The following is a 26,007-nucleotide window of genomic DNA, read 5'->3' on the forward strand; positions in this document are numbered from 1 at the left end:
AATTGTACCCGACTGAGCGACCCCGTCAAATTTTATCCGTCTAGATGGCTAAAAGTTGCTGACATTTGTCTGACAATATTTTAGCCTTAGTAGCAGTAACCCAATCCATGCGAGTAGTTAAGGAAGGCGGAATGACAACAACACAGCTCACAGAGGAGCAAAAGCAGGCCGTTGCCGACAGTGTTCAGGTACACAAGTTTGGCGGAAGCAGTCTTGCCGACGCCTTTTGCTATCGACGTGTGGCCCGCATTGTAACGGAATACGCCGGCGCGAGCGATCTTGTCGTGGTTTCCGCCGCTGGTGATACGACCAATCGTATTCTGGCTATTATAAACGCCAAACCGCAGCCGGGCGATACCGCCAGTATTCTGCTCGATCAGCTGGAGAATTTTCAGCAAGGGCTTATCACTGAATTATTAAGTGGCGATTTACAACAGCAATTGCTGCAACAGTCACAACAGGACTTCACTCGCTGGCGTCGTTGGTTAGCCGGTGACGAAGACATTGCTCATAACGCCGAGCTGCTGTCCTACGGTGAACTTTGGTCGGCACGCTTATTATCTGCGCTGCTGCAAAAACAGGGCACCCGGGCCGACCACATTGATGCCCGCGACTTCTTACTGGCAGCGGATGCTCCAGAGCCTGTGATTCAGGTTGAGCACTCCCGTGAAAAGCTACTACTGCGGGTAGCTCCTCATTCCGGCACCCGCTTTATTGTTACCGGCTTTATTGCCCGTGGCTTAAACGGCGAAAGCTTGACTCTGGGTCGCAACGGCAGTGACTACTCAGCTACGCTGGTGGGTAGCTTGCTTGATGCTCGCCAGGTCACCATATGGAAAGACGTTGCCGGTGTTTACTCGGCGGATCCTCGTAAAGTTGAACGTGTCGTCAGTTTGCCCACACTGGACTGGACCGAAGCCGAGGAACTGGCAAGACTTGGCAGCCCGGTTCTGCACCCAAGAACCTTTCAGCCGGTCGACCGTCAACGCATGGTCATATCGGTACGTTCCAGCTTAAAAGTAGAAAACCAGCAAACCCGCATTGGTCAGTTCCAGAATACGCAGCCCCGCGGCAAAGTTTTCACGTCTTTGTCCGAAGTGGTTCTGTTTAAAGTTGAGTTGCAGGACAAGGCTTTAGTAAAGCGCCTGGATGAACTGGAGTTAGAACCGCTGGTCAGTTGGACTGAGCCGGAAAATCATCAGCAGTATCTGGTCTTTCACCAAAACCACTTAGACTATCTGACCGGCTGGCTGGACAGTCTGGGCGCGGGTGATGCCATCACTCAAATTCGCGGTTACTCCATGGTCGCTATAGTCGGTAACCGCATTCAGGAAACCGATCAGTTTTCGACCTTTAAGCTCCAGCTTTCAGAACAAAAAGTACGCCGCTTTGCCTTAACTCAGAACGGCGACTCCGCTGTGGCTATTTTAGAGCAGAAGCTTGATAACCGTTTACTGAACCGTTTACACAGTCAATTATTTAACTACCGCCGCAGTCTGGGTGTGCTGGTTATTGGCCGTGGCAATATTGGTACAGCCTGGTTGGAGCTGTTCAGACAACAACGAGATCGCATTAATCAGGTGATGGACGTTCGCGTTATTGGCATAGCCAACTCCCGCCGTTTATGGCTGGATTACAACGGCGTTGAACTGACCCAGTGGGCAGATGACTTCGACCGCCTGGCGCGCCCTTACGTATTGACCGAACTGTTGCGCGAGCTGCCCAATGCGCCATACGACGAGCTGGTTGTGATTGATTTAACCGATGCCAAACAAGTCGCGCAATTATACCCGAGTCTGTTCGCAAACGGCCTTCATATCATCAGTGCCAACAAACGCGCGGGCTCGGCTGACGAAGCGCTGTACCGCGAAATTCGTACCATCCAGCACGAATACGAACGTGAGTGGCTCTATAACACCACAGTTGGCGCTGGACTGCCTTTGAATTACGCCATTAATGACTTACGCAATTCCGGCGACGAAATCCGCAGTATCTCCGGTATTTTCTCCGGAACTATGTCCTGGCTGTTTGAGAATTTCACCAAAGGTGTGGCTTTCAGTTCGCTGGTACAAGAAGCCAAAGAAAGGGGTTACAGCGAACCCGACCCACGAGAGGATCTGTCCTGCCAGGACCTTGTCCGTAAACTGCTGATTCTTGCACGCGAAATTGGCTTGAATCTGGACTGGCAGGACATTCAGGTACAAAGCCTTGTGCCGGAGAACTTACGCGACATACCGCTTAACGACTTTATGCAACGCATATCTGAGCTTGATGAGCCCATGGCAGCTATGCTCGACGAAGCCGCCAAAGACGGTAAGGTCCCTCGACTACTGGCCAGCTTCACGGTCAGTGATGAGCAGCGGGTTACCGCCCAGGTTGGTATTGAGTACATTCCGGAAGGGGATATGCTGGCAAACCTAATACCCGGCGAAAACATCTTTGTTATCTACACCGACTGGTATTCTGAAATGCCGCTCGTAATAAGTGGTCCCGGTGCAGGTAAACACGTTACCGCAGGTGGTGTTCAGTCCGATTTGAATCAGTTACTGGGTAAACTGGCAGTGGGAGCTCAACGCTCCCACTCATTTTGTCCTAATGCCTGACTAGAATAAATCGTCGTCATTGTCTTCAAAAATATCGCGGTCTGAGTTGCCATTATTACGGCTGTACTCTGTCGGCTCAGTTCCCCGAATGAAGTATTCAAAGCGTGTTGTGTAATCGCTCTTATGCGACAACTTACCAGTTTCTAAGTCGATTCGAACATTCACCACGCCCGGTGGAATACCAAACTCACGTGACGGGAACAGGGGTAACGCCTTTTCCATAAATAGGATCCAGCCCGGCAACGCTGTTTTAGCACCAGCCTCACCGCCTGTTATTGCCTGCTGACTGGAGTCCACTTCAGGATGCTTTGACGTACGCCCCAGCTTTCTGGAAACATCATCAAAACCTACCCAGACCGTGGTGGACAGACTAGAAGTAAAGCCCGAGAACCAAGTGTCTCGCACATCGTTTGTCGTACCGGTTTTACCGGCAATATTACGACCTACCGCTTCGGTAATGGGTTTGGAACGTTGAATACGCCAGGAGGTACCATTCCAGCCAGTGCCATTAGGCCAGCTTCCACCACCCCAGACAGCAGAGTTCATTGCCTGTTCAACCAAAAATGCATTTTGCTCACTGATGACCTGCGGTGCCGGTTTATCGCAGTCGAAACAGGCGCGCGCCGGGTCGGTTTCGTCTAAAACGTTTCCGTCTGCATCTTCAATGCGTTCAATGAAATAAGGTTCGACCAAAAAGCCACCATTTGCGAAAACAGCAAATGCTCTGGCTACCTGCATCGGTGTCATTGAAAGAGAACCCAACGAGAGCGATTCATTTTCAGGAATTTCAGAACGATCCAGCCCAAATTTCGCTAAATGGTCTGCCACTTGCTTTACGCCCACTTCGCGAATTAGCCGCACTGAAACCACGTTTTTCGACTTAGCCAGCGCTTTACGCAGGCGAATAGGCCCTTCGTAAACTTCAGGCGAGTTTTTGGGTCGCCAGGCAATACCGGAACCCGGGTTCCACTGGTTAATCGGAGCATCGTTAACCAAAGTCGCCAGCGTCAATCCTTCTTCAAAGGCTGCTGAATATATTAACGGTTTAATATTAGAACCAACCTGACGTTCCGCTTGTAATGCGCGGTTGTACTGGCTCAGCTGGAAACTGTAACCACCAACCACAGCAGCTACAGCGCCGTCATCGGGCCTTAGCGACACAATGGCGGAACTTGGTTCAGGAATTTGAGCCAGACGCCATTCACTGCCGTCATTCACCCGACGCAACCAAATAACGTGCCCGGGCTGCATGATTTCTCCGACTGTCTCCGGAGGCGGTCCCTGACGTTCTTCGTTCAGGTATTCGCGGGCCCAGTGCATGGCTTCCCAGGGTAAAGTGATTTTCCCCTCGTCTTTAACCATCACTTCCGCAGACTGCTCACCAATGGCTGTCACCACAGCCGGTGTAACCGCACCAATAACGCGTAATTGTTCAAGGTATTGCCGAATAGCCGGTTCTTCCACCGGCTCCTCTTCTTTCTCTGCCGACCACAACAAACTCACCGGACCGCGGTAACCATGGCGTTCGTCATAACTGTGCAGGTTATCCCAGACGGCCTGACGCGCAGCCAGCTGCACATCACTTCTTATCGTTGTGTAAACCTTGTAGCCTTCATTGTAAGCTTGGTCGTCTCCGTAGCGGTCTACCATTTCCTGACGCACCATCTCAGCCAGGTAAGGCGCATTGACCGTTACCTCCGCTCCATGGCGACGAGCGGTAACCGGAGCATTAGCCGCTTCTTCAAACTCCGCCTGGCTGATTTTATTTTCATCCAGCATACGCAACAAAACCACACGGCGGCGCGCTTTCGAGGCAATGGGGTTTGAAATTGGGTTTAGATTCGACGGCGCTTTAGGCAGGCCTGCGATGGTTGCCATCTGTGCTAAAGTCAGGTCTTTTAGTGGCTTACCGTAATAAACCTGTGCTGCAGCCCCGACACCATGAGCGCGATGCCCAAAGGTAATTTTATTGAGGTAAAGTTCCAGAATTTCATCTTTGCTTAAGAGCTGTTCAATGTGAACGGCAATAAAGGCTTCTTTTATCTTGCGCATCCACGCGCGTTCAAAGGTCAAAAAGAAGTTACGTGCCAGCTGCATGGTAATGGTACTGGCACCTTCCTGAATCTCACCGGTGGTCAGCAACACACTAAAGGCACGCAAAACACCAATAGGATCAACACCAAAATGCTGATAAAAACGACTGTCTTCAGTTGCCAGAAAAGCATCAATAAGCGGTTGCGGTACGTCTTGCAGCTCCACAGGTATACGCCGCTTTTCACCAAACTGTGAGATCAGTTCTCCGTCTGCTGTGAACACCTGCATTGGTGTCTGCAAACGCACATCGCGCAAAGTTTCCACGCTGGGTAATTCGGGCTTTACATACAAGTAAAGGCTGCCAACCGCTACCCCGCCAATAATAGTACACACCAGCAAGGTGTAAATTAGCCGCTTAAACCACTTCAATTATCTGCTCCATAACCGCTTTTTCACTACACCAGTCTGCTTAAACCGCAAAAACCGACATAAATTAGCTCTAAATTCTTACTGACTATTATGGCGGATTTTTGTTCACAACACTACGCTTGCATCTGGCTTTTCTACAATAAGGATATTGTCTAATGTCATTACTTCGCCAGCAACCACTTGCTGTGCAAATGAATCGTGAAAGTTGTCTGGTTTTACAACTATCACGGCAGGGCCGGCACTTTGTCGTCGACCACTTTTCACAGCAACACAAAAACAGCCTCAGCGATAAAGGACTCAATAAAGATGGCATTGTCTCAGCGCTTGATTACACCGCAACTCACTATCAGAAAATTGCGCTGGACAACCATAGTCAGGTTGAAGAGCAGTTACTGGAAAAGTTACCGCCACAATTAAAGACCAGTACCGGTATCAGTTACGACTATTTTACCCGAGATAACGAAGCTGAAGCGGTCATTGGTCAACGCTCAGCTCTGGAAGAATTACTGGCAATATTGGCACCACTACAAATGCCGGTACACGTGGTTGAGCCGGCCTATCAGTCTGTTGTACGTGCAACCAACGCAGTACTTCCTTACCTTTGGCCCGACAACGCAATATTTGAAAGCACAATGCAATGGGTCATTGTCGAGCTGAGACAGCCTCAGTCTATTCTTCTGTATTGCAAAGGCGGTGTTTTTCAGCGCTTAGAATACGTCGATACTTTCAATTTACTGCCTTATCTTTTGTCGGCTCAAATGTCCGGCAAATTCAGTTGGGTTATGAGCTTTGGCGATAAAGCGGTTCAGTCGTCGCTTGACCGGCAGCTTGAAGGGCAAATGCAACTCACGCACTTAGTGCTATCAACAACCCCCTTTTTCAAAAACAATCCAGCACCCATTGTTGCAGCATTAGATAATGAAATGGTGTTATTAGGCTTAGCCTTGCGGGGGTTTAACCAATGGCATCGCTAAACCTTCTGCAATGGCGACAGCAAAGCTTATGGCAACGCCACCGCACGTTGCATAAAGTCGGTATTGTGCTGTTAATAACTGTTACCTTTTTCTCGTCACAGTGGGTTATTTCATACAGTGACTATCTGGCTCAGTTGCAGCAGCAAGTTAGCGACCAGAATCAGAAACTGGCTGAGCGCAAAGTTCACCAACAACGCTGGCAAGCCTACAAGCAACAGCAAGAAACTCAGCGTATTTTTACCCGGCTTAAACGCTTACATAAGCTGAGGCTTAACGCATTTTCGGCATTACTCGACAACACCCCAAAAAGCTTTCACCATCGCAGGCTTACTTTTAACCATGAGCAATTCAAGCTGGAAGCTGGCTATCGCCGTATTCAGGAAGTTAACGATCACTATTTATGGCTCAACAAACAACTTGTTCATGCCGGGCTAAAACAGCAGTTGTTGCCGCAAAAACGCGTTTCATTCCATTACTTAAATAGCCAGCGTGAGGCCAGCCGTGGCTAAATCATTACACAAAGCACTTATTGCCTGGGTCATGGCCCTGCTTATCTTTACCCTGCTTGCTGTGCTCATTAGCTATTACTTCACCGGGTATCAGGCCGCGCAGCTTAGCAAAACCTTGCGGAATCAGTATCAGCAGCTACAGACACCTCTTCCTCCAGTTCCGGCAGAGGACAGTATCTACGTATCCGAACCCTCCTTCGTGGATGTTTCGTCTTTACTGACCCAGGCGGCAAAGCAACAAAAGGTAGACTTGCACTACCAACAAGATCCAGAGAGTTCTGAACAATGGTTCGTTGGGGTTAATGGCAGCTATCAGCGCGCTGTCCGTTTTGTTGCCTCTGTAATGCTGGCACAACACGGCGCGACTCAGGCTTTTCCTTTTACTCAAACATTAAAGTGGCAAGACACAGACTTAACCAGCGGTAAACTCAGTTGGCAGTTTCTGTGGTTAAACGCCGATGATGCCGCTTCGGCAAGCATTGACGCCAACACGCTGTTTAAAACAAACTTTCCGCCCATTGCTGTCGAACCTCCTAAGTGCTTAGAGCGGCCTGCAATAAAGAGCAACATTCAAATCAGTGACTGGTCTTTAGTGAAGTTGCTGGCCACACAAACCTCACCACAAAGAAAAGCTCTGCTACAACTGCCTGACCGCGTAATAACCCTTGCTAACAACAGCTGGATAGAAAACCCACTCATGCAATTGCGTGAAATTAACCCCGGGTACGCACTTTTCGAACGCTGGCAGCAGTATGCAGGCTGTTGGTCGGCAGAGACCGTCAAACTTCGTTTAACTAAGGACAAGAAACCGTAATGAAGCCAATTAAATTCTCTTTTCGTGCGCTCAGTCTGCTGCTGGTGCTTTGCTCTACATCTGGCTACGCAATGGAAAATTCCTGGAAAAGCCTGCTGAGCGAAGAGCAAAGACAACAACCTGTTTCGCTCAATACCGATAAAATGCCGCTAAGCCAACTCATACAATTACTGGCCGATCAGCATCAGTTAAATATATTGATTACCGACCAGGTCAGTGGTGAATCCAGTTTGAAACTCAACAAGGTTGCCTGGCAGGATGCCTTCGACACGCTGCTAACCAGTCATGGCTTAACGGTTCACACACAAGGTTCCATGCTCCGCATTGATGTCGCCGATGATGCTGCCGCAGACAATAGCCAGCACCGCTCTATTTTGCTTAGCGTAAACTTTGCTAAAGCCAGTGACTTAGCGTCGTTATTAAAAAATGAACAGCAAAGCTTTTTGTCACCCAACGGAGCGGTCAGTGTTGATGAGCGCACTAATACCCTCATTGTTCGGGACACGCCGGAGCAGCTGGCCACCATTCGTCAGTTAGTCAATGATTTAGATGTCCCGGTGAAACAGGTGCTTATTGAAGCCCGTATGGTGACGGTAAAGGCCAACGTGAGTAAAGAACTGGGCATTCGTTGGGGCGCGTCGGAGTACGGACTGGCAATACCAGAGGACACAGGGAGCTTTGTAAAAGGTATGCAAGTGGACTTACCCGCAACAAACCCCGCCGGAACCTTTTCCGCAAACCTGGCCAGGCTGAGCGATGACATTCTGCTGGACCTTGAATTAACGGCGCTGGAGCAGGAAAACAAAGCCGAAATTATTACCAGTCCGAAAATTTTTACGTCGAATCAGCAACCGGCCTACATAGAGCAAGGTACCGAAATACCTTACGTCGAAACAGCTGCGCACGGGGCTACCGCGGTGCAATTTAAAAAGGCAGTTATGGGTTTAAGTGTAACTCCGCAAATAACACCAAATGACCATGTACTAATGGAGCTCACCATTACCCAAAACACCCGCGGTGACACCGTTGCCACACCAACCGGACCCGCTGTCGCTATAGACACTCAGGAAATGTCGACGCGGGTACTGGCGAAAAATGGAGAAACTATCGTCTTAGGGGGAATCTTTCAGGAACATAGCTTGAATGATGACAGTCGTGTCCCCATCTTAGGTTCGCTGCCGTTACTCGGGAATTTGTTCTCTCACCAGCAGCAGCGCAATGAAAAGCGGGAGTTAATGATTTTCGTCACACCAACGATATTGCCCCAAACTTAGTCCAAAAGCCGATTACTATTGCTAAAGTGGGCTCAAGTTGCGATAATCGCGCTTCTTTTCGTTGGGTTGGGGGACGTCTCCAGACACTCCGGATTCGTGAGTTACAGCTAATTTTAACCAATGATGTAAGCAGGAATATGGCTGAGAAACGTAATATTTTTCTTGTTGGGCCCATGGGGGCTGGCAAAAGTACGATTGGCCGTCAAATCGCCAGACAATTACATTTAGAGTTCTTCGACTCAGATTCTGAAATCGAGCGCCGCACAGGGGCTGATATCAGTTGGGTTTTTGAACTTGAAGGTGAAGAAGGCTTTCGTGCACGCGAAGAAAAAGTAATCGAAGAGCTTACCGAAAACATGGGTATTGTCTTAGCGACAGGTGGCGGCTCGGTCATGAGCAAAGAAAGCCGTAACCGTCTGTCGGCTCGGGGTGTTGTTGTGTACTTGAAAACACCCATTGAGAAACAACTGGCGCGCACCCAGCGCGACAAACGCCGGCCTTTAATTGCAGAAGCTGACGACCCGCGTAAAGTGCTGGAGCAACTGGCGCAAGAACGCGACCCTTTATACGAAGAAATTGCAGACATCACGGTACAAACCGATGATCAAAGCGCAAAATTCGTCGTCAATGACATTATCGATCAACTCGAGTCGATTAACGGCCTCGGGTAAATAAAGGGAGCTGCGTTCATGGCTGAGGTTAACGTCTCTTTAGGTGAACGCAGCTACACCATCTACATTGGTAACGCCCTGTTATCAAACTACGTAGAAAACCTCCCGCATAGACTCAATCAACAGCTACTGGTCATCACTAACCCAACCATCAGCCAGCACTATTTAAAGCCATTATTAAGTGCGCTTGCCGGCCATCAGGTCGAAGTATTTGAAATGCGCGACGGCGAACAGTTTAAAAGCCTGGAAAGCTACAGCGAAGCCATGGATCTTCTTATTAACGCTGGCTTTAACCGCGACTGCGGCATTATTGCTTTAGGCGGAGGTGTGGTTGGTGACCTAGCGGGCTTTGTGGCGTCAACATTTCAACGGGGTGTCGACTTTTACCAAATTCCGACCACCCTACTGTCGCAAGTCGATTCTTCCGTGGGCGGAAAAACAGCGGTTAACCATCCGCAGGGGAAAAACCTGATTGGCGCTTTTTATCAGCCCAAATCGGTGGTTATCGACATAGACTGCTTGCAAACACTGACTGAACGGGACTACCGCAGCGGCTTAGCCGAAGTGGTTAAGTACGGTGTTATCTACGACGCTGAGTTTTTCCAGTGGCTGGAAGAGCATACGACAGAGTTAAACCAAAAAGACCCGGGGGCACTCACCTACGCCATTAAGCGCAGCTGCGAAATTAAAGCAGAAGTTGTCGCACTGGATGAACGCGAAAAAGGCCTACGGGCACTACTCAATTTAGGCCACACTTTTGGGCACGCCATTGAAGCCGCCACCGAATACGGTGCATGGACACACGGTGAGGCTGTAGCCGCTGGCATTATAATTGCATCTAAGCTGTCAGAAGTGACACAGCGGCTCGATTCGTCAGATTTTCGACGCATCAAAGATTTACTGCTGGCACTTGGCTTGCCGACGAAGGGCCCGCAAATGCCCTGGCAGGACTGGTTAGACTACATGCAGCGCGACAAAAAAGTAAAAGACGGTCAGCTGCACTTTGTTCTTCCAGTTGCTATTGGTAAAGCTGAAGTCGTCAGTACTGTAGAACACAATACCGTTGCTGCTGTGATCACTGAATGTTGCTAACGCCAACGCGTTATCTCTATTCGGCTGACAGACAGGAACAGACAGATGCAAGCACTTGCAACCACACAACACATTGTTGCCGCGCCGGTAAAAACCAAACCAAGCCAGCAACAGGTTATTGACCAGCTCCACCAAAATTGCCAGCAAAGCGTTTCGCTTATTATGCTGCACGGCAAAGAGGGCAGCGGTAAAACCACCATTGCAGAAGTGTTTCTGGAGCAGGCATCAGAATACGCGGAAGTCGCTTTTATCAGCGCCAATGAACGCTCCACCAACGACCGACTTCGCGCACAGATACTCAACCAGTTGTTCGGCACCATCAGCATTAACGACGAGTCACTAAGTCGTCAGATGCAACGCCAGCGTCCGCTTAACCACGCCATTATTGTTATCGATAACGGTGAGCTATTGTCAGAAAGCTTTTTAGCCGAGTGCATTTCCACCGTTACTCAGCTTAGCGCCATTGGTCAGCGCACCAGCATTATCATTACCGGCGACAGCCGCTGGGCACAGCAACAACGCCCGGCGCCGCACTTGCGTGTACAAGGGCCCACCATGATTGAGGTCCAGCCACTTAATCATGACGAACAGATTCGCTTTGTGCAGGCCTTACTGCCGGAGAAGCAGCGTAGCTTCTGGAACCTGGAACGCATTCAACAATTTTTAAACTCCATTCATGGGTTTCCCGGTGAAATTCAGCAGCGTCTGCAGTTAACCTTAACGACTCAGGCAGCACGCTACCGCGATACCAATGCCGAAGAAAATGCTGACAACAACGCCAGCGAACAGAGCAAAGCGAACCATAAAGCAGAACAGGGCAGCCGTCGCAAAATGCGTCTGTGGCCTATTCTTTTAATTGCAGCCATTATGAGTCTGGCCTTTGCTGGTTTTCTGAATAAAGAGCAGCTGACCGCCTACTGGCAACAAGTGAATCCGGAATCAGCGGCATCGGCAGAAACCACGACCGAAGAAGGCGATGCAAACAGTGCCACGACAGCCGTAGATGGAACAGCATCAGAAGCTACCGAACAGACGACCAGTTTGCCCAGCTTTGAACCGCTCAATGAACGTTCTTTAGAACTGGTTCCTGCGGAACTGGCCGCCTCTTACCGCAATGCGTTAGGTACATTAAACACCGTAGCCGCCTCTGAAATTACAGAAGGCGAAATTTCGCTGGGCTTCATTAAGCAACAGCCGAAGCAACAAGAGCCGCAGGAAGCAGAGCCTGCAGGGCAGTCTAACGAGCAGTCGGCAGCCGAGGCAGGCATTGATACCGTTGTAGCCAAACCAGAGCCAGAAGTTAAAGCAGAACAACCTGAGCTACAACCACAACAGTCTCAGCCTCAAGCGCGGCCGTTCCAGACCCAGTGGGCACTGGATCAGAATTCAGGCAATTACACGCTGCAAATCAGCATTATTAGTGACCCGCAGCTACTGCGCAGTTTCCGTAATGACTACGGTATTGCCGCTAATACTCAGGTGTATCAGCGCGCTGATCAACGTTATGTGGTTATTTTTGGCAGCTATCCCAGCATTGAGCAAGCACGTGCAGCCGCCACTCAGCTGCCGACCGATGTGCAGCAAATGGAGCCCTGGGCTAAGTCGTTTGCCAGTGTGCAAAACGACATTACTAGCCAGTAGCCGGACGAATCACGCAGTCAGCAATTTTCATCCCCCGGCCTTTGGGTTACAATCCCTTGAGGATCCACCAACGGCCGGCGCATGAAGAAGAATCGGGCATTTTTAAAATGGGCAGGCGGTAAGTACTCACTTATCGAGCCGATAACAGCACGCTTGCCGCAAGGTAAAAAGCTCATCGAACCTTTTGTGGGTGCCGGTTCAGTTTTTCTGAATACCGACTACGACAGCTACCTGCTTAACGACATTAATCAGGACCTCATTACCCTGTATCAGTTTGTGAAGCGCCGTCCGAAGACTTTTATTCAGGACGCCCGCAAGCTCTTCGTTAACCGTAACAACCAGGCCGACGCTTACTACGCACTGCGTGCCGCCTTTAATGCCAGCAGCGACCCTTACTTTCGCTCTTTGCTTTTTTTATATATGAACCGCCACGGCTACAACGGCCTGTGTCGCTATAACAGCAAAGGCATTTTTAATGTGCCCTTTGGTGATTACCGCAAACCGTATTTCCCTGAAAAAGAGCTCGAGCATTTTGCCGAGAAAGCGCGCAAGGCCAAGTTTATTTGCCGCCCGTTTGAACAAGTTTTCCGGCGCGCCCGACAAGGCGACGTGATTTATTGCGACCCGCCCTACGCCCCGCTGGACCAGACCTCTAACTTTACCAGCTACTCCACTGGCGGCTTTGGCCTGACTGATCAGGACGAGCTAGCCCGCCGGGCAGTGCAGGTTGCGAAAAAACGCCACATTCCGGTACTGATAAGCAACCACGACACCGACCTCACCCGGGCTTTATACAAACACGCCGACATCAGTAGCTTGTCGGTCTCGCGCAGCATCAGTCAAAAAGGCGACGGTCGAAAGCCCGTAGCCGAGCTGCTCGCTTTATACGATAGCGAAGTCAATAAAAGCAATGTGGTTTCTCTTAGCAACTCATTGAAGAAAGTAGGCACATGAACTGGCACTTAAAAGCATTTAACGATCTTTCACTGCATGATCTGTACGACTTACTGAAACTTCGGCAGGAAGTTTTTGTGGTGGAGCAAACTTGTCCCTACCTGGACGCCGACGGCGCAGACGAGCAGGCTTTACATTTGTACGCCCGCAACGACACTGGTGAAATGGTCGCCTACGCCCGGCTGTACCTGGCCACCGCCGATACCGGCTATTCTCGTATTGGTCGGGTAATAACCCATGAAAAAGTGCGCCGCCAGAAGCTAGGCAGAGAAGTCATGCAACGCAGTATCGACTATCTTGAAGAATATGCTCCCAAAGCCCCAGTTCGGGTAGGCGCACAGGTTTATCTGCTGAAGTTCTATCAAAGCTTCGGCTTTGAAGCCATTAGCGACGAGTATCTGGAAGACGACATTCCACACATTGATATGCAACGTAAGGCCGCACAGTGACCGCCGCGGTCCGGGTTCCCGTTCTTGCAGGCAGCGATGCTGAAACCGTTGAGGCAAAGGCGATCGCGAAGCGTTGGGGCCTCCCGTCTGAAGCCACCGATAATGACGTTTTTCAACTGTGGCTGAACGACGATGTACTCGCGCTGCATTGGCTGCAAAGCCCACAAAAAATGTCACCTTTAGTGGTCGACTTTCATCAGGGCAAAGCGGCCTACCGTGCTCAGAACACACAGTTAAAAAACGAAGCTATTGCTAAAGCAGTTGGTGTCACCGGGCAGTTTAAACCATCGGTTGTCGACGGAACCGCCGGCCTTGGGCGAGACGCCTTTGTACTAGCCGGACTGGGCTGCGACGTGCAGCTTATAGAACGTCACCCGGTTGTCGCTGCGCTGCTCGATAACGGCCTGCACAGAGCCCAGCAGGAAGCCGACTTCATTGGCGAAACCTGCCAGCGCATGCATTTAATCGGAACCGACAACTTATATACGGGTAAAGGCTTCACCCACGAGCCCGACGTGGTTTATTTAGACCCCATGTACCCAAAAACCGGCAAGCAAAAGGCGCAAGTGAAAAAAGACATGCAAATGTTCCAGCAGTTAGTCGGCAGCGACGAAGACGCCGATTCATTGCTAGAGCCTGCGCTTAATAACGCTAAATTCCGAGTAGTGGTTAAGCGCCCCAACAGCGCACCTTTTCTGGCCGGGCGTGAACCAAACAGTCAAATTAAGAGTAAAAAGCATCGCTTTGATGTTTACATAAAACGAGGTTTTCATGAGTCAGCAAATTAGAGAAGGCGATAAAATTCCATCAGGTTCACTGACCAGCAAAGGTGATCTTGGCATTCAGAACTATGACCCGGCAGAGATATTCGCCAAAGGCACGCACGTACTGTTTTCAGTGCCTGGCGCGTTTACTCCGACCTGTTCGGAGAAACACCTGCCCGGCTACGTAGAGCACGCCGAAGCGTTAAAAGAAGCGGGTGTTCTGAGTATTAATTGTGTGGCGGTAAACGACGCCTTTGTTATGAAGGCCTGGGGCGACGCATTAGGGATCGGAGAAAAGGTTCGGTTATTGTCCGACGGCAACGGCGCATACAACCAGACAATGGGCCTTAGCATGGACACCGGTAACTTTGGTGGCATACGTTCTAAGCGCTACGCCATGATCATTACCGACGGCCAGGTAAAAGGTGTGTTTGTAGAAGAGGACAAGTCCTTTGAAGTGAGCAAAGCCGAATACATACTGGAGCAACTGCAAAAATAATGTCGAACTGGGATGTGATTATTATTGGTGCCGGTGCGGCGGGGTTGCATTGCGCCGCCCATGCCGCACAGCGCGGTAAGTCGGTGCTGGTATTGGATCACGCCAAGCAGGCAGGTAAGAAAATTCTGATTTCCGGCGGCGGCCGCTGCAACTTCACCAATATGTACGCTGGCCCGGAAAACTTTCTGTCTTCCAACCCGCATTTTTGCAAGTCGGCACTCAGCCGCTACACCCAATGGGACTTTATTGGCCTGGTGGCTGAGTACGGCATTGCCTACCACGAAAAAACCTTAGGCCAGTTGTTTTGCGACGACTCCGCCAAAGACATTGTGCGCATGTTAATGAGCGAATGCGACCGATACGGCGCCAAAGTTCAGCTACGCACCGAGATTGTGTCGGTAGACTACGACGGCAACTACCGCATTGAAACCAGCCGCGGCGACTATAGCTGCGACAAACTGGTTATTGCCTGTGGCGGGCTATCTATGCCCAAATTGGGCGCGACCCCGCTGGGGTATCAAATTGCGGAGCAGTTTGGCCATTCCATTGTGCCGGTACGCGCAGGTTTAGTGCCTTTTACCCTGCAAGAAGACGAAAAAGCCCGCTTTGCCGAGCTTTCCGGTGTGGCTGTACCCGTCAGTGCAGAAGCCCATGGCGGTTATTTCCGTGAAGCCATGCTGTTTACCCACCGCGGTGTCAGCGGACCGGCCATTTTGCAGGTTTCCTCCTACTGGCAGCCCGGCGAAGCCGTGACTATTAACCTGCTACCCGACTTAGACGCCTTTGAGTGGCTGAAAACGCAACAACAGCAACAACCCAAAACTCAGCTCAATACCGTATTACAGCAACACTTCCCTAAACGCGTAGTGACCGCGCTAGCAGAGCACCACCAATGGCCACTGAACAACAAACTGGCCGATACTTCTAACGCGCAGTTTCAGGCCATAGCCGACAACCTTAACCGCTGGCAGCTAAAACCCAACGGCACCGAAGGTTACCGCACCGCCGAAGTCACCTTAGGCGGTGTTAATGTTGACGAAGTCAGCTCCAAAACCATGGAAAGCCAGAAGCAACCCGGCCTGTACTTTATTGGCGAAGTGCTGGATGTAACCGGTTGGTTGGGAGGCTTTAATTTTCAATGGGCGTGGAGCAGTGGCTTTGCTTGTGGGTCGGAGGTTTAAGTGATTGCCAGAGCGATCACTTGTGCTGGTTAGTTCCGCTTGGTGCCAGGAGGCGAACCGGGATCAGACTAATTAGCCGACAACTATATTTTATTCAATGGGTAAATAAATATCGGTTATCATTTCGTTCTCTGGCACATCCGGGAAGAAACTGACTCGCTCGAAGTAAATAGGAAAGTCCCGCACTTCAACCTCAGACTTCGGCAGCCATTGGGTATAAAGAAAGCTTACTATCACACCGATAGAGTCATCGCTACCAATATGCCTAACTACGGCGCATCGTCCCGCAGGAATAACTTTGTTGACTATGCCGTAGTCATTCGCGGCGACTGGCTTATCGACAGAGCAGGCTATATCGAGTCGATAGTCGTCTGGTGCGGTAACATTCGGGTCATCGTAAACCAAGTTAAATGTCTTACTTTTGCTTGGCGGGATATGACTAAGCTTTCTCCATTCAATAAATTTTTGTAGCGAAGCCCCCAATAAACTTGGCGCCCCGCGATGTTCCATTACCGCGATTAGAGTTTCAGGAAACTCTTTAATATCAACGTTAAATTTTGTGCCGTTATCCATAATATTTTTCCTTAGCATTAATATCGGTTCATATTTCTCGTGCCAAGGGGTCCAATTAGCCGCCTTTCTGAATTCGGATGGACTTTTCTCAAAGTGCTTTTTAAACACCCGAGAAAAGGCTTCATGACTCTCGTAGCCATTTGCCAGCGCTATATCCAGAACTCTTTCATGATCTCTGTAGGCCAACTGATAAGCAGCCCTTTTGAGCCTAAGCAACCGTACCAGTTTTATTACCGACATTCCCATGAATGCCGAACACTGCCTGTGAAAATGATACTTGGACAAATGCGCAAGCTTGCACAGCGTATCAATATCAAGGTCAGCGTCCAGATTCGCCTCAATGTGACTAATAACTTTCTCAAACCGACCTTGATAGTTCGACATATAAGTAATTCTCCCCTTAGCGGTTTAATACTAAAACTTAATAGAGGGTTAATCTTGACTAAGGTTGCTCAATATCGAGGGAAATTTGTTCTACGCAGCAGCTTTTTAGCAATACCAACACACAGCATCGCCACAGCCGTAACAACAAATAATTGTCCGAACATTTGAAGCGCGAACTTAGGCCAACAGTAGCCATTGCTCGCAAATAACTAGGTTACACATATACGTCGTGCAAACTCAAGCTCTTCTACTCACCTTTATGTTTGTTAGGAGTAACTTGACGATAGACATCAAGTTGCCGTTAAATGGCAACGAACAATATTTCACCAAGCTATCATCGTATTGAACTTTCACTTCATAATTAAGGATAGGTTCCATGGCTAGTCAAAACCTTGCTGAAGAGCTACACCTTATTGCAATTGGCGACCAACAGGCTTTTAAGCGGTTTTATAAACAGACTGCGGCTAAGCTATTTGGAGTCAGCCTTGCGATACTCCGCGAAAGAAACCTTGCCGAAGACGTGCTTCAGGATACTTATATCAAAGTCTGGCATTCTGCCTCGCAGTATCGTGCTGATCAGGGAACGGCTATGTCATGGGTGACCAGTATGGTTCGTTATCGTGCCATTGATGTTTTACGTTCGTCGGATAATCGGGCCATATCTGTAGATGACATCGAGCGCCTCGTTAGCCAAAATGCTGTTGATGTGATGAACGAGGAGGAGGCCGATGCCCCGCGGCTTGATGATTGTCTTGGTAAATTGCAAGGCTCACAGCGACATTCTATTCACCTTGCGTACCTGTTTGGATTGACGCATCAAGAGATCAGCCACCATTTAGGAGAAGCATTGGGGTCGATTAAAACCTGGATTCGTCGCGGGTTGGACAGTCTGAAGAGGTGCCTGCAATCATGAATTATGATAATCAAGAATTGACCGAACAATTGGCGCGCCGCTACGTTATAGGATTGATGCGCGGCTCAGCGAGGATTCGTTTTAGATCATTGATACAAAGCAGTTCATCTATCAATCGACAGGTTATTTATTGGGAAGGGCAACTAAACCATTTGACTGACCGTCTACAGCCCGTTAACCCACCGGCAAAGCTGTGGAACACGATCTACGGGCGCCTATTCAGCCGCAACCAACGAAGTTTCGATCTATGGCATTGGCTTGGTCCGGTTGGTACTGCCGCAGCAGTCGTGTTAGCTATATTCCTGGTGCAGCAAACCGTATTCACCCCAGATACGGCAGATAGCCGTGTGGCGGTGATTCAAAACGAACAACAAAAATCATTGTGGGTATTAAGCATCTCGGATAACTCAATCGAAGTTGTTCCCCAGAGAACTATCGAGCCATACTCCGATAAAGACTATCAGTTGTGGATGTTACCTGCTGATGGTTCTAACCCTGTATCACTGGGTCTACTACCAGAACAGGCCGGAAGCATAATGCTTACACCTCCGGATGCCTTTAAGTTGGCGCAAGTTAGTGGTTTAGCCGTGAGTCTGGAGCCTGCCGGAGGCTCCCCGACAGGGCTGCCTACTGGACCCGTTTTATATACAACTGATATTGCTCAGCTATAAAAAAATATTTTTTTGAATCCAATATGCCCTCTCGTTCGGATAGCTCATGAAGAACTAAAATAACGAGAGGGCATTATGAAAAAACTATTTTCTAAAAAACCATTAGCCACAGCGATTGTGGCTGCAGGGATCGTATCAGCAACCGCACTGGCATCCAGTCACCGCGAAGCGCCTAACATCACTCGCTTTCCAGCATTAGATTCAACCGACTTTTATCTATTCAATAGTTATGAGCCTGGCCGCGAGGATTACGTTACCGCCATCGCTAACTATGTTCCGTTGCAAGACGCTTATGGTGGTCCTAATTACTTCGCTATGGACGAATCAGCGGTTTACTCTATCCATTTTGATAGTGATGGTGACGCTGAAGAAGACCTGACCTTTGAGTTCCGTTTTGATAACTCACTGCCAAATGGCGGCGTGAAGCTACCCGTTGGTACAGATGGTATGCAGAAAGATGTAAGTGTACCGCTGAAGTTTATCGGCGCTATTTCGGCAAGCGACCAGAGCACCCTCAACTTTAATGAATCCTTTACCATTAATGTCGTCAATGGACCTCAAAAAAGTGGCACCTCGGCACAGGTTATGGGCGTTTCGGGTGAACAAGAGTTTACTAAACCATTGGCGTTTGTGGGAGAGAAGACATTTGGCAGTGCACAGGGCTACCAGGATTATGCAAACCAGTATGTATATGAAATCAACATTCCAAACTGCTCGATGCCGGGTAAGGTGTTTGTAGGTCAACGCAAAGACCCCTTCGTCGTTAACCTAGGTGAAACCTTTGACCTCGTGAATTATGTGCCCATCGAGGCAGGCGCGTTCCCAGGCGGGATAGAGCAGAGTGACGCCAATGATGACTTGCGTAACAAGAACATCAACACCATTGCCCTTGAGCTACCAAAAAGTTGCATCACAGGTGACGGCAATGGGGTCGTCGGCAGCTGGACAACCGCACAAGTACCTCAGGCGCGATTGCAAAATCCTAACGCTACATTTGAAAAGCCCGACGTTAATGCCGGCGCTTTGGTTCAGGTATCGCGCTTAGGCGCACCATTAGTGAACGAACTCGTTATTGGTATCGATGATAAAGACACGTTCTCATCGTCGGCACCGAGTGAAGACGGCCAATTTGCTGATTACGTTACGCACCCAACGCTACCGGTTATTCTTGACCTACTGTTCCGTGAACCCGTGAATACAACCTTAGGTACCGACTTCGACAGCTTGGCGCCATCGAACTATCCACGCACCGATCTTGTGGCTGCGTTTCTAACCGGCGTCGAGGGTGTAAACCAACAGACAATGGTCACGCCATCAGAAATGTTACGGTTAAATACCGGCATTCCGGCCACACCCGCTCAAGAGCAGGCTGCTTTAGGCGTTGCAGGCGATGATTTAGCGGGCTTCCCTAACGGCCGCAGGCCAGGTGATGACGTAGTGGATATCGCCTTAAGAGTGGTTATGGGCGCGTTATGTCACGACATTCCCGTTAATGGTGAGGCAACTAACTTAGGCTTTTGCAGCCCAGACGACGCCCCCGTCGGCAATGTACCTTTCACCGATGGAGCCCCCATCGACGCCAGCTACGTTAACGATGGATTCCCTTATCTGAAAACGCCGACACCGGGTTCAGCGAGCGAATAACGCAGCATGGGAGGAAACAACATGAAATACTCATTAATTATTGTCAGTTCAGCTGCCGTTATGTTGCTATCAGGCTGCCTGGATAACAGTGACGAAAATCTGCCACCAGCAGCTCGCGATAGTATGTTTACAATGACCGTAGATACGACACTTAACGAAACACTGAATGGTTATGATGGCAACGGTGATACCCTGAGCTACCAGCTAGAACAAGGCACCGACATTGGCGAGCTAACAGTGAATTCGGATGGCACCTTCAGTTATACACCACCCAGCGAATATGTTGGTGATGTTGACTTTAGGTATTCTGTTACGGACGGCGAACTCTCTGATGAGGGAACTGTATCAATCGCGGTGGAAGCCGAGCAGGTTGCTGCGAGCTTTTATGTCCGTGAGGCTTATGGTCAACCTGCTAATGCTGAGCCATTGCCTTTGAATGGACGCATAATCAATGATGATGTCTCGGATACGGCAGCTTTTGCCGATCTGGTAGCGGAAGGAGGCAATGAATGAGAGTCGCGCTTTTACTGATCGGTTTATTGGTCAGTCATATGGCGGCTTCATCGGAAGAGTTACTATGGCAGCCTGAGGCTGCCATAGTTCCGACCGAAGTAACCGAGGCTGAACAAGGGTACCAGCAACACCCTAACAGCCTGAACCATGGCGCTGATCTTATTCACCACTATCTTAACTGGGTTCGCCGCTCGGACAGCCATGAATATTTACAAAAGGCAAAGCAGTTACGATCAAAGCTGGCAGAACAACCCAGTGCTAACCGGAACCTTAACTGGCTATTAGCAAGTGCCGATTTACTGCAATACCAACATCAGTTTACCAAGGCCAGTGAATATTTAGAGCGGATTCTTGAACTACGTCCATTCCACTTGCAGGCCTCACTGATGCAAGCGCGTATTGCCTTGGCTCAAGGGAACACGGAAGCAGCTAAGTCCCGCTGCACCTCATTGTTTGGTCAACATTCATTAAGTGTCGTATCGACCTGTTTACTTGAAGTTGAGGGACGTGCCAACCAACAGCTTGCCGCTTACACGCAGTTAAGCGATCTGCAAAAGCGACAGCCACAAAACAGTGAAGTTGACACTATTGAGCGCTGGCGTTTACAGATCCTGGCCGAACAAGCATTGTTATTAGAGCGTTATGCCGAAGCAAGAAGCTGGCTTAACCAGTTACCCGAAGATAAAACCATTGTAGAAGAAAAACTATTGCTGGACAGTTATTTGCTCGAAACGTCTGGATCACTTCCCGACTCGCTGATAGCCGACTGCGCTAGTCAGCTCACCGACGCGTTAGCGGTTCGTGTCGCCCTAGTGCAACAACGATTGCACGGTGGTGGTTGCTGGGTAGATTACATCAAGCAACGAATGCATTTGCGCGTACTTCGCAATGATCGGCTGCACAGTGCAGATATTGCGTTTTATTTTACCTACCTCCTTGAGCATCCTGACAGAGCTGTGAAGTGGGCTAACATCAATTATTCTGTCGCCAAAGAGCCCTTTGATAAACGGCTCTTGATTGACGCGCAACAACTTCAAAAAGAGGCGAATCAATGATGAAGATACCAACGTTTTTTTCTATCCCCCTCTTGCTCCTGTCTTTAGCGTTTACAGGGCAGGTTAGTGGACATTCATTCAGTACATCGTTTTTAAATATCGATCGTGATGGGCTGCTTAAATACCAGATATCGTTTCACGACCTAGTTGCATTAAACGACGACTGGATAGACGAAGGCAAAATAAGCAAGCAGCTCCTAAACGGAAAACTGAATAAACTGGAGCAATTCCTTAATCAAACGGTCAGTCTTAACCAGTGTCACTTAGTATTAACTCACAACAATCCCTGGGTTACCGTGACCTATGCCAAAGAACAGTATCTTGTATTACAGGCAGAGCCTGATTGCGACCAGCCACTAACGTCAGTGACCGTAAATAATGTCTGGACAGAGTTTCCTGACCATCGAGTGATTGTTGAATCTTCACTATTAGACACGAGTAGCAATCCCACTGTTATAGACATTGAGCAACGCACGGTTATTTTTTAACTTTGAATCATAGGGAGGGACTTTAAATTAAGAAGTCTTGCCGTGATCGGTCCAATAGTGCCCAGATTAATGTAGTAAGACAATATTAAACAAAATTTTACCTGTTTGGCCGGATACTTAGCATTAATAGATTAAGTCGACTTAAGTCAAATTCAATGTCCGTCCATCGCTCGAAGCTGACATTAACGCAGGCCCTTAGATATCGAATATAAAGAGATAGTGCACTCTATGTAGGATTGAGTACGGTTGATAAGCTATTCAAGTCAGAGCTCACCCGCCTGTTCAATAACTTCCGTCCATGATTTTTTAGAATGCCAATCATTGTATCTTTCCATCAAGGGCAGGTAGTGCTCAGGGATATCTGAATCGGGTGCGTTGCTATATGAATAGGCCATTCCTTCTCTGAACCATTCCGGTTTCATCATTGTCGCAACAGCACCAATTTCGGAAAATTGAAACCAATGAATCAATTCATGCTGAGTAATGTAGCTTTGCCAAGAAGCGGGAGCTATAACCGTACCAAGAAAAGGGTATGAGATGGCCCGCTCATAGCCTCCTCCGAACGACTGATAACACTCTAAAGTGGAGCAATATACAAATATAGGCTTTGAGCGAAGAGGTATTCCAGCAGAAGAGACTGCATCGAAGGCGGATCCGTACGACTCTTCGGCTTTTTCCATTTCTTTTGTGTGCTCGACACAAACCGAGTTGTGACATTTCATGCCGTTTAAATGTGGAAAAAGCAATCTAACCGGTTTTACGAACGACCACGCTAGCAATGGAAGCGAGGTAAGAATCAACACCAATGACAACTTTTTGATCACTTTAGCTCCTTGTGTACCACATTTATGCATTTTGCGTGCGGACGGTGTAACTCGCTCAACAGTTAGGTACTGATCCTTAGGTCAACGCAAAAATACCGCTACCAAGATACACTATTAATAACCTGAATAGCACTCGTTTAAGCCCTACCGACTGCATGATACCTAACATTGGTTATGCGTTACACCGACGAAAGTCCGATTGGAGCGAGAAGCGGAATTTGAATTTTTCTTAATGTTTTTAATGTTCTTCAACTTGCAGCGGTTTTATTAGTAACTGAGGTTACGCTAATGGCTTTAGGGAACTCGTGAGCGGCGCCAATTTGTAGTATGCGGTTGTTTTACTCAACTTGTTGGTTTAACGTTAACTTGAAAGTCGGGGCTTAATGTTGCTCGCTATGCAACACCTCAATATGAAGAAAATGTTGTGTTTTCAAGGAGGATAAAGATGAAGAAAACTCTAGGGCTCGTGATCGTTGCTTTTCTTACCGGATGTACATCGCAAAATTACTTGGATGTGAGTGACAGCCAAGCGGTCATTAGTAACCTAAAAGTCTCCGAAGTGGGTACGCCTAGAACCGATAAGCACCAGTTACATGTAAAGTTTGATTATAGTATCAAGAACTACAAAGCACTTGATGGTCTATATACGTGCTCAGTCTTGTTTTCGACGGGAAAAGGTGAATGGGTGACCCAAACCATAGGAAACGATCCTTGCCAAATCGACTCAAGGAGCGGCTCAGTGTCAATGGAATGGATTACTCCCTTATCGACGAGTGCGGATTATTCAGATGAAGTATTGAAAAAAATGCAGTTACCACTCAAATACCAAGTAGCTATTCATCAAAAAAAGACTAAAAGCAGAGACAATGTCATCGGTATGAGTGAACCTCTCTATCTTTCACCCAAACGATAAGAGTAATGACGCGTTTAGCTTGCGAGCCTCTGAGTACAGCAAGTATGACAAAGTTGGCCTTTAAGAGCCTTTCATAGCAACGGGCCTTTCCCCAACCCTTTACACTCAATTTCGAATGAGCGAGTGATCTAAAACCCTCTCTTACGCTATAGTACAAGGAGTCTTGGTAAAGGAGTATTGCGCTTATGAGAAAATGGATCTGGATATTTGCGACAGGAGTTTCCGCTGTAGCGGTTAATGTCCAGGCGCAAGAACTCTCAAATATGCAGCAATGCTTGCTGGGTAAAATGAATGACGCCAATGCTGAAGTCACTATTGCGGATGTTCGGGCTCAGTGTGAGGAAGAACTTCGCTCTGCTGAGGACGAGGACATTGTTGAAGTCGATGCCGTTGAGCAACCCGGCGCTTTAACTAACCGCATGAAAAGTGAGCAGGTTACTCAGTTTGACCCTTATGTTTTAACTCCGCACCGTCGCAATTATTTACTGCCGGTAATTACCAGTAACAACATTAACCGCGAGCAGTATGCGAGCGTAGATGGTTATGAGCAAAACCTTGAAGACTACGAAGCAAAGTTTCAGTTCAGCTTTAAAGTACCTTTCAATAGAGAAAGCTTGTTGTTTGAAGAAGATAAGCTTTTCTTCGGTTTAACCGTGCAGTCGTGGTGGCAGGTGTACTCCGACGATATTTCCAAGCCGTTCCGTGAAACCAATTACATGCCTGAAATTTTCTATGCCACACCAACCGGCTGGCATCCTTTCGGTACAAATACCGGGATCGTTTTTGGTGCCGAACACTTATCAAACGGTCGCAGCCAGCCTTTGTCACGCAGTTGGAACCGATTTTATGCGCAGTTTTTTGTTGAAAAAGGCCGTTTTGTTTTCTCCCTAAAACCCTGGATACGCTTACAGGAAAACAGAAAAACCGACCCTATGCAGTCCAGCGGAGATGACAACCCGAACATTACCGACTACGTTGGCGACTACGAATTCACCACGGCTTACAGCGATGGTGACTTTGAATACATTCTTCGCCTTCGTCATGCCATTGATACCGGCAGAGGGTCAGCAGAACTCAACTGGACCTTCCCTATTGGCGGTAAATTTATAGGTTATACCTCAATATTTACCGGTTACGGAGAGAGTCTCATTGATTACAACCATAAACAGACTCGCTTTGGTATCGGCATAGCTTTAAACAACATTCTATAAGGCTTAAATGGATAAAAACGGCTGGAGCAAGAAGATACTCCAACCGTAAAACATAGGCACTAAGCCATTCCTTTCATCGACTGTAGCGAACGCTCGACTTCGCTGTCGCCTGCCATTAAATCAAAAGCTTTATGCTCGGTTCCATTTTCGTCAAGGCAGCGTCGCAGAACGCTGGCAACATCTTCACGAGGCACAGAGCCCGGTGCCAGTGAATCGCCAACAACCACTTTACCGGTCGCCTCTTCGTCCGTTAATGCCCCCGGGCGAACAATGGTCCAGTTAAGGTTTGTACGCATCAACTCCCGGTCTGCATAATGTTTTGCAGCATAATAGGGAAGTAAAGAATCGGCCCAGTTTTCCCGGTTGTTAGACTGCCACGCACTGACCATGACATAACGCTTAACTCCGGCTGCTTCTGCTGCCTCCATAGTTTTTACCGCACCGTCTAAATCAACCAACAATGTTTTATCGTCACCGGTACTTGCGCCGGAGCCAGCGGTGAAGACCACGGCATCGACGCCGTCAAAAAGCGCCTGCCACTTTGAAACCGGTCCTTCTAAATCACCTAATTTGGCGGTAACACCTCGTTCCTGCCATGCCTTTTGCTGCGCTTCTTTACGCACCACCGCAATCACTTCATGTGTTTTTGCGTGCTGCATCTGCTCAACCAAATGCTGACCTATTTTTCCATTCGCTCCAATAACAGCTACTTTCATCATCCACCTCCATGAGTTTTTCTCTGTCTGATTCTACGTAACTTTTACTGAATTTAGATCGCCATTTTACTGACATTTACAAGTAGCATAAGGCTTGTAGGCATTACGACAGAGCACTGTCATATGACAGGCTCAAAACTGACGTCACGCTGTTTTTCTAACACTGGTAGCTTTATTCAGCACACGAAGAGTGTATTCTTTAAAACAAATAAAA

25 protein-coding genes are annotated in these 26,007 nt (G+C 48.6%); 21 read left to right on the top strand and 4 right to left on the bottom strand.

All coding sequences use genetic code 11. The features are described from left to right. Positions 1–131 precede the first annotated feature (131 nt). Positions 132–2,603, top strand: coding sequence for a bifunctional aspartate kinase/homoserine dehydrogenase II (locus K5X84_RS11735; protein WP_222235949.1), 2,472 nt, complete (start codon positions 132–134; stop codon positions 2,601–2,603). Here K5X84_RS11735 and K5X84_RS11740 read toward each other — a convergent pair whose 3' ends face one another. Continuing rightward, positions 2,604–5,066: a penicillin-binding protein 1A gene (locus K5X84_RS11740; RefSeq protein ID WP_222235950.1), complete on the bottom strand. Its 2,463-nt coding sequence runs from the start codon at positions 5,064–5,066 to the stop codon at positions 2,604–2,606. Positions 5,067–5,221: 155 nt separating this feature from the next. On the opposite strand from K5X84_RS11740, the gene K5X84_RS11745 reads away from it, so the two are divergent. From K5X84_RS11745 to K5X84_RS11800, 12 genes are all read left to right on the top strand, one after another. Then, positions 5,222–6,040: a hypothetical protein gene (locus tag K5X84_RS11745; protein ID WP_222235951.1), complete on the top strand. Its 819-nt coding sequence runs from the start codon at positions 5,222–5,224 to the stop codon at positions 6,038–6,040. Beyond that, entirely contained in the window at positions 6,028–6,549 is a 522-nt protein-coding gene (locus K5X84_RS11750) for a hypothetical protein (RefSeq protein WP_222235952.1), read from the top strand. Before K5X84_RS11745 ends, K5X84_RS11750 begins: the two co-directional genes overlap by 13 nt. Continuing rightward, complete coding sequence (locus K5X84_RS11755) at positions 6,542–7,363, top strand: hypothetical protein (RefSeq protein WP_222235953.1); 822 nt, start codon at positions 6,542–6,544, stop codon at positions 7,361–7,363. The genes K5X84_RS11750 and K5X84_RS11755 overlap by 8 nt, the downstream gene beginning before the upstream one ends. Continuing rightward, on the top strand, positions 7,363–8,637 hold the full coding sequence (locus K5X84_RS11760; RefSeq protein WP_222235954.1) for a type IV pilus secretin PilQ: 1,275 nt from the start codon (positions 7,363–7,365) through the stop codon (positions 8,635–8,637). Before K5X84_RS11755 ends, K5X84_RS11760 begins: the two co-directional genes overlap by 1 nt. 137 nt (positions 8,638–8,774) lie before the next feature. Beyond that, positions 8,775–9,308, top strand: coding sequence for a shikimate kinase AroK (gene aroK, locus K5X84_RS11765; protein ID WP_199495065.1), 534 nt, complete (start codon positions 8,775–8,777; stop codon positions 9,306–9,308). An 18-nt stretch (positions 9,309–9,326) separates the two neighbouring features. Continuing rightward, positions 9,327–10,400, top strand: a complete 1,074-nt coding sequence (gene aroB / locus K5X84_RS11770) for a 3-dehydroquinate synthase (protein ID WP_222235955.1) — start codon at positions 9,327–9,329, stop codon at positions 10,398–10,400. Positions 10,401–10,445: 45 nt separating this feature from the next. Beyond that, a complete protein-coding gene (locus tag K5X84_RS11775; protein ID WP_222235956.1) occupies positions 10,446–12,041 on the top strand; it encodes an AAA family ATPase in 1,596 nt (531 codons plus the stop codon). An 81-nt stretch (positions 12,042–12,122) separates the two neighbouring features. Beyond that, positions 12,123–12,995: a Dam family site-specific DNA-(adenine-N6)-methyltransferase gene (locus K5X84_RS11780; RefSeq protein ID WP_222235957.1), complete on the top strand. Its 873-nt coding sequence runs from the start codon at positions 12,123–12,125 to the stop codon at positions 12,993–12,995. Next, on the top strand, positions 12,992–13,444 hold the full coding sequence (locus K5X84_RS11785; RefSeq protein WP_222235958.1) for a GNAT family N-acetyltransferase: 453 nt from the start codon (positions 12,992–12,994) through the stop codon (positions 13,442–13,444). Before K5X84_RS11780 ends, K5X84_RS11785 begins: the two co-directional genes overlap by 4 nt. Next, complete coding sequence (locus K5X84_RS11790; protein ID WP_222235959.1) at positions 13,441–14,232, top strand: class I SAM-dependent methyltransferase; 792 nt, start codon at positions 13,441–13,443, stop codon at positions 14,230–14,232. Before K5X84_RS11785 ends, K5X84_RS11790 begins: the two co-directional genes overlap by 4 nt. Further along, positions 14,216–14,707 (top strand): peroxiredoxin, encoded by a 492-nt coding sequence (locus tag K5X84_RS11795; protein ID WP_222235960.1) that lies wholly within the window; start codon positions 14,216–14,218, stop codon positions 14,705–14,707. Before K5X84_RS11790 ends, K5X84_RS11795 begins: the two co-directional genes overlap by 17 nt. After that, positions 14,707–15,888 (top strand): BaiN/RdsA family NAD(P)/FAD-dependent oxidoreductase, encoded by a 1,182-nt coding sequence (locus K5X84_RS11800; RefSeq protein WP_222235961.1) that lies wholly within the window; start codon positions 14,707–14,709, stop codon positions 15,886–15,888. Before K5X84_RS11795 ends, K5X84_RS11800 begins: the two co-directional genes overlap by 1 nt. Before the next feature lie 90 nt (positions 15,889–15,978). Here K5X84_RS11800 and K5X84_RS11805 read toward each other — a convergent pair whose 3' ends face one another. After that, a complete protein-coding gene (locus K5X84_RS11805) occupies positions 15,979–16,845 on the bottom strand; it encodes an AraC family transcriptional regulator (protein WP_222235962.1) in 867 nt (288 codons plus the stop codon). A gap of 376 nt (positions 16,846–17,221) precedes the next feature. Here K5X84_RS11805 and K5X84_RS11810 point away from each other — a divergent pair, with 376 nt between their 5' ends. The 6 genes from K5X84_RS11810 (at position 17,222) to K5X84_RS11835 (ending at position 22,129) form a co-directional block, all read left to right on the top strand. Beyond that, on the top strand, positions 17,222–17,758 hold the full coding sequence (locus K5X84_RS11810; protein ID WP_199495080.1) for a sigma-70 family RNA polymerase sigma factor: 537 nt from the start codon (positions 17,222–17,224) through the stop codon (positions 17,756–17,758). After that, the gene (locus K5X84_RS11815; protein ID WP_222235963.1) at positions 17,755–18,429 is read left to right on the top strand and encodes an anti-sigma factor; all 675 of its coding nucleotides are present in this window, start codon (positions 17,755–17,757) and stop codon (positions 18,427–18,429) included. The genes K5X84_RS11810 and K5X84_RS11815 overlap by 4 nt, the downstream gene beginning before the upstream one ends. Positions 18,430–18,504: 75 nt before the next feature. Further along, positions 18,505–20,073 (top strand): DUF4331 domain-containing protein, encoded by a 1,569-nt coding sequence (locus K5X84_RS11820; RefSeq protein ID WP_222235964.1) that lies wholly within the window; start codon positions 18,505–18,507, stop codon positions 20,071–20,073. Between the two features lie 21 nt (positions 20,074–20,094). Beyond that, positions 20,095–20,586, top strand: coding sequence for an Ig-like domain-containing protein (locus K5X84_RS11825; protein ID WP_222235965.1), 492 nt, complete (start codon positions 20,095–20,097; stop codon positions 20,584–20,586). Then, positions 20,583–21,641: a tetratricopeptide repeat protein gene (locus tag K5X84_RS11830; RefSeq protein WP_222235966.1), complete on the top strand. Its 1,059-nt coding sequence runs from the start codon at positions 20,583–20,585 to the stop codon at positions 21,639–21,641. Before K5X84_RS11825 ends, K5X84_RS11830 begins: the two co-directional genes overlap by 4 nt. Then, a complete protein-coding gene (locus K5X84_RS11835) occupies positions 21,638–22,129 on the top strand; it encodes a hypothetical protein (protein ID WP_222235967.1) in 492 nt (163 codons plus the stop codon). Before K5X84_RS11830 ends, K5X84_RS11835 begins: the two co-directional genes overlap by 4 nt. Before the next feature lie 263 nt (positions 22,130–22,392). On the opposite strand, the gene K5X84_RS11840 is transcribed toward K5X84_RS11835, so the two are convergent. Beyond that, on the bottom strand, positions 22,393–22,953 hold the full coding sequence (locus K5X84_RS11840; RefSeq protein WP_222235968.1) for a hypothetical protein: 561 nt from the start codon (positions 22,951–22,953) through the stop codon (positions 22,393–22,395). A gap of 445 nt (positions 22,954–23,398) precedes the next feature. Here K5X84_RS11840 and K5X84_RS11845 point away from each other — a divergent pair, with 445 nt between their 5' ends. Together K5X84_RS11845 and K5X84_RS11850 are read left to right on the top strand one after the other, a co-directional pair. After that, positions 23,399–23,866, top strand: coding sequence for a putative periplasmic lipoprotein (locus tag K5X84_RS11845; RefSeq protein ID WP_222235969.1), 468 nt, complete (start codon positions 23,399–23,401; stop codon positions 23,864–23,866). 185 nt (positions 23,867–24,051) lie between these two features. Then, a complete protein-coding gene (locus tag K5X84_RS11850) occupies positions 24,052–25,077 on the top strand; it encodes a phospholipase A (RefSeq protein WP_054490366.1) in 1,026 nt (341 codons plus the stop codon). A 59-nt stretch (positions 25,078–25,136) separates the two neighbouring features. On the opposite strand, the gene K5X84_RS11855 is transcribed toward K5X84_RS11850, so the two are convergent. Then, the gene (locus K5X84_RS11855; RefSeq protein ID WP_244994790.1) at positions 25,137–25,796 is read right to left on the bottom strand and encodes an SDR family oxidoreductase; all 660 of its coding nucleotides are present in this window, start codon (positions 25,794–25,796) and stop codon (positions 25,137–25,139) included. Positions 25,797–26,007 lie beyond the last annotated feature (211 nt).

The organism is Idiomarina abyssalis (assembly GCF_019797805.1).
GTDB classification, from domain to species: domain Bacteria; phylum Pseudomonadota; class Gammaproteobacteria; order Enterobacterales; family Alteromonadaceae; genus Idiomarina; species Idiomarina abyssalis.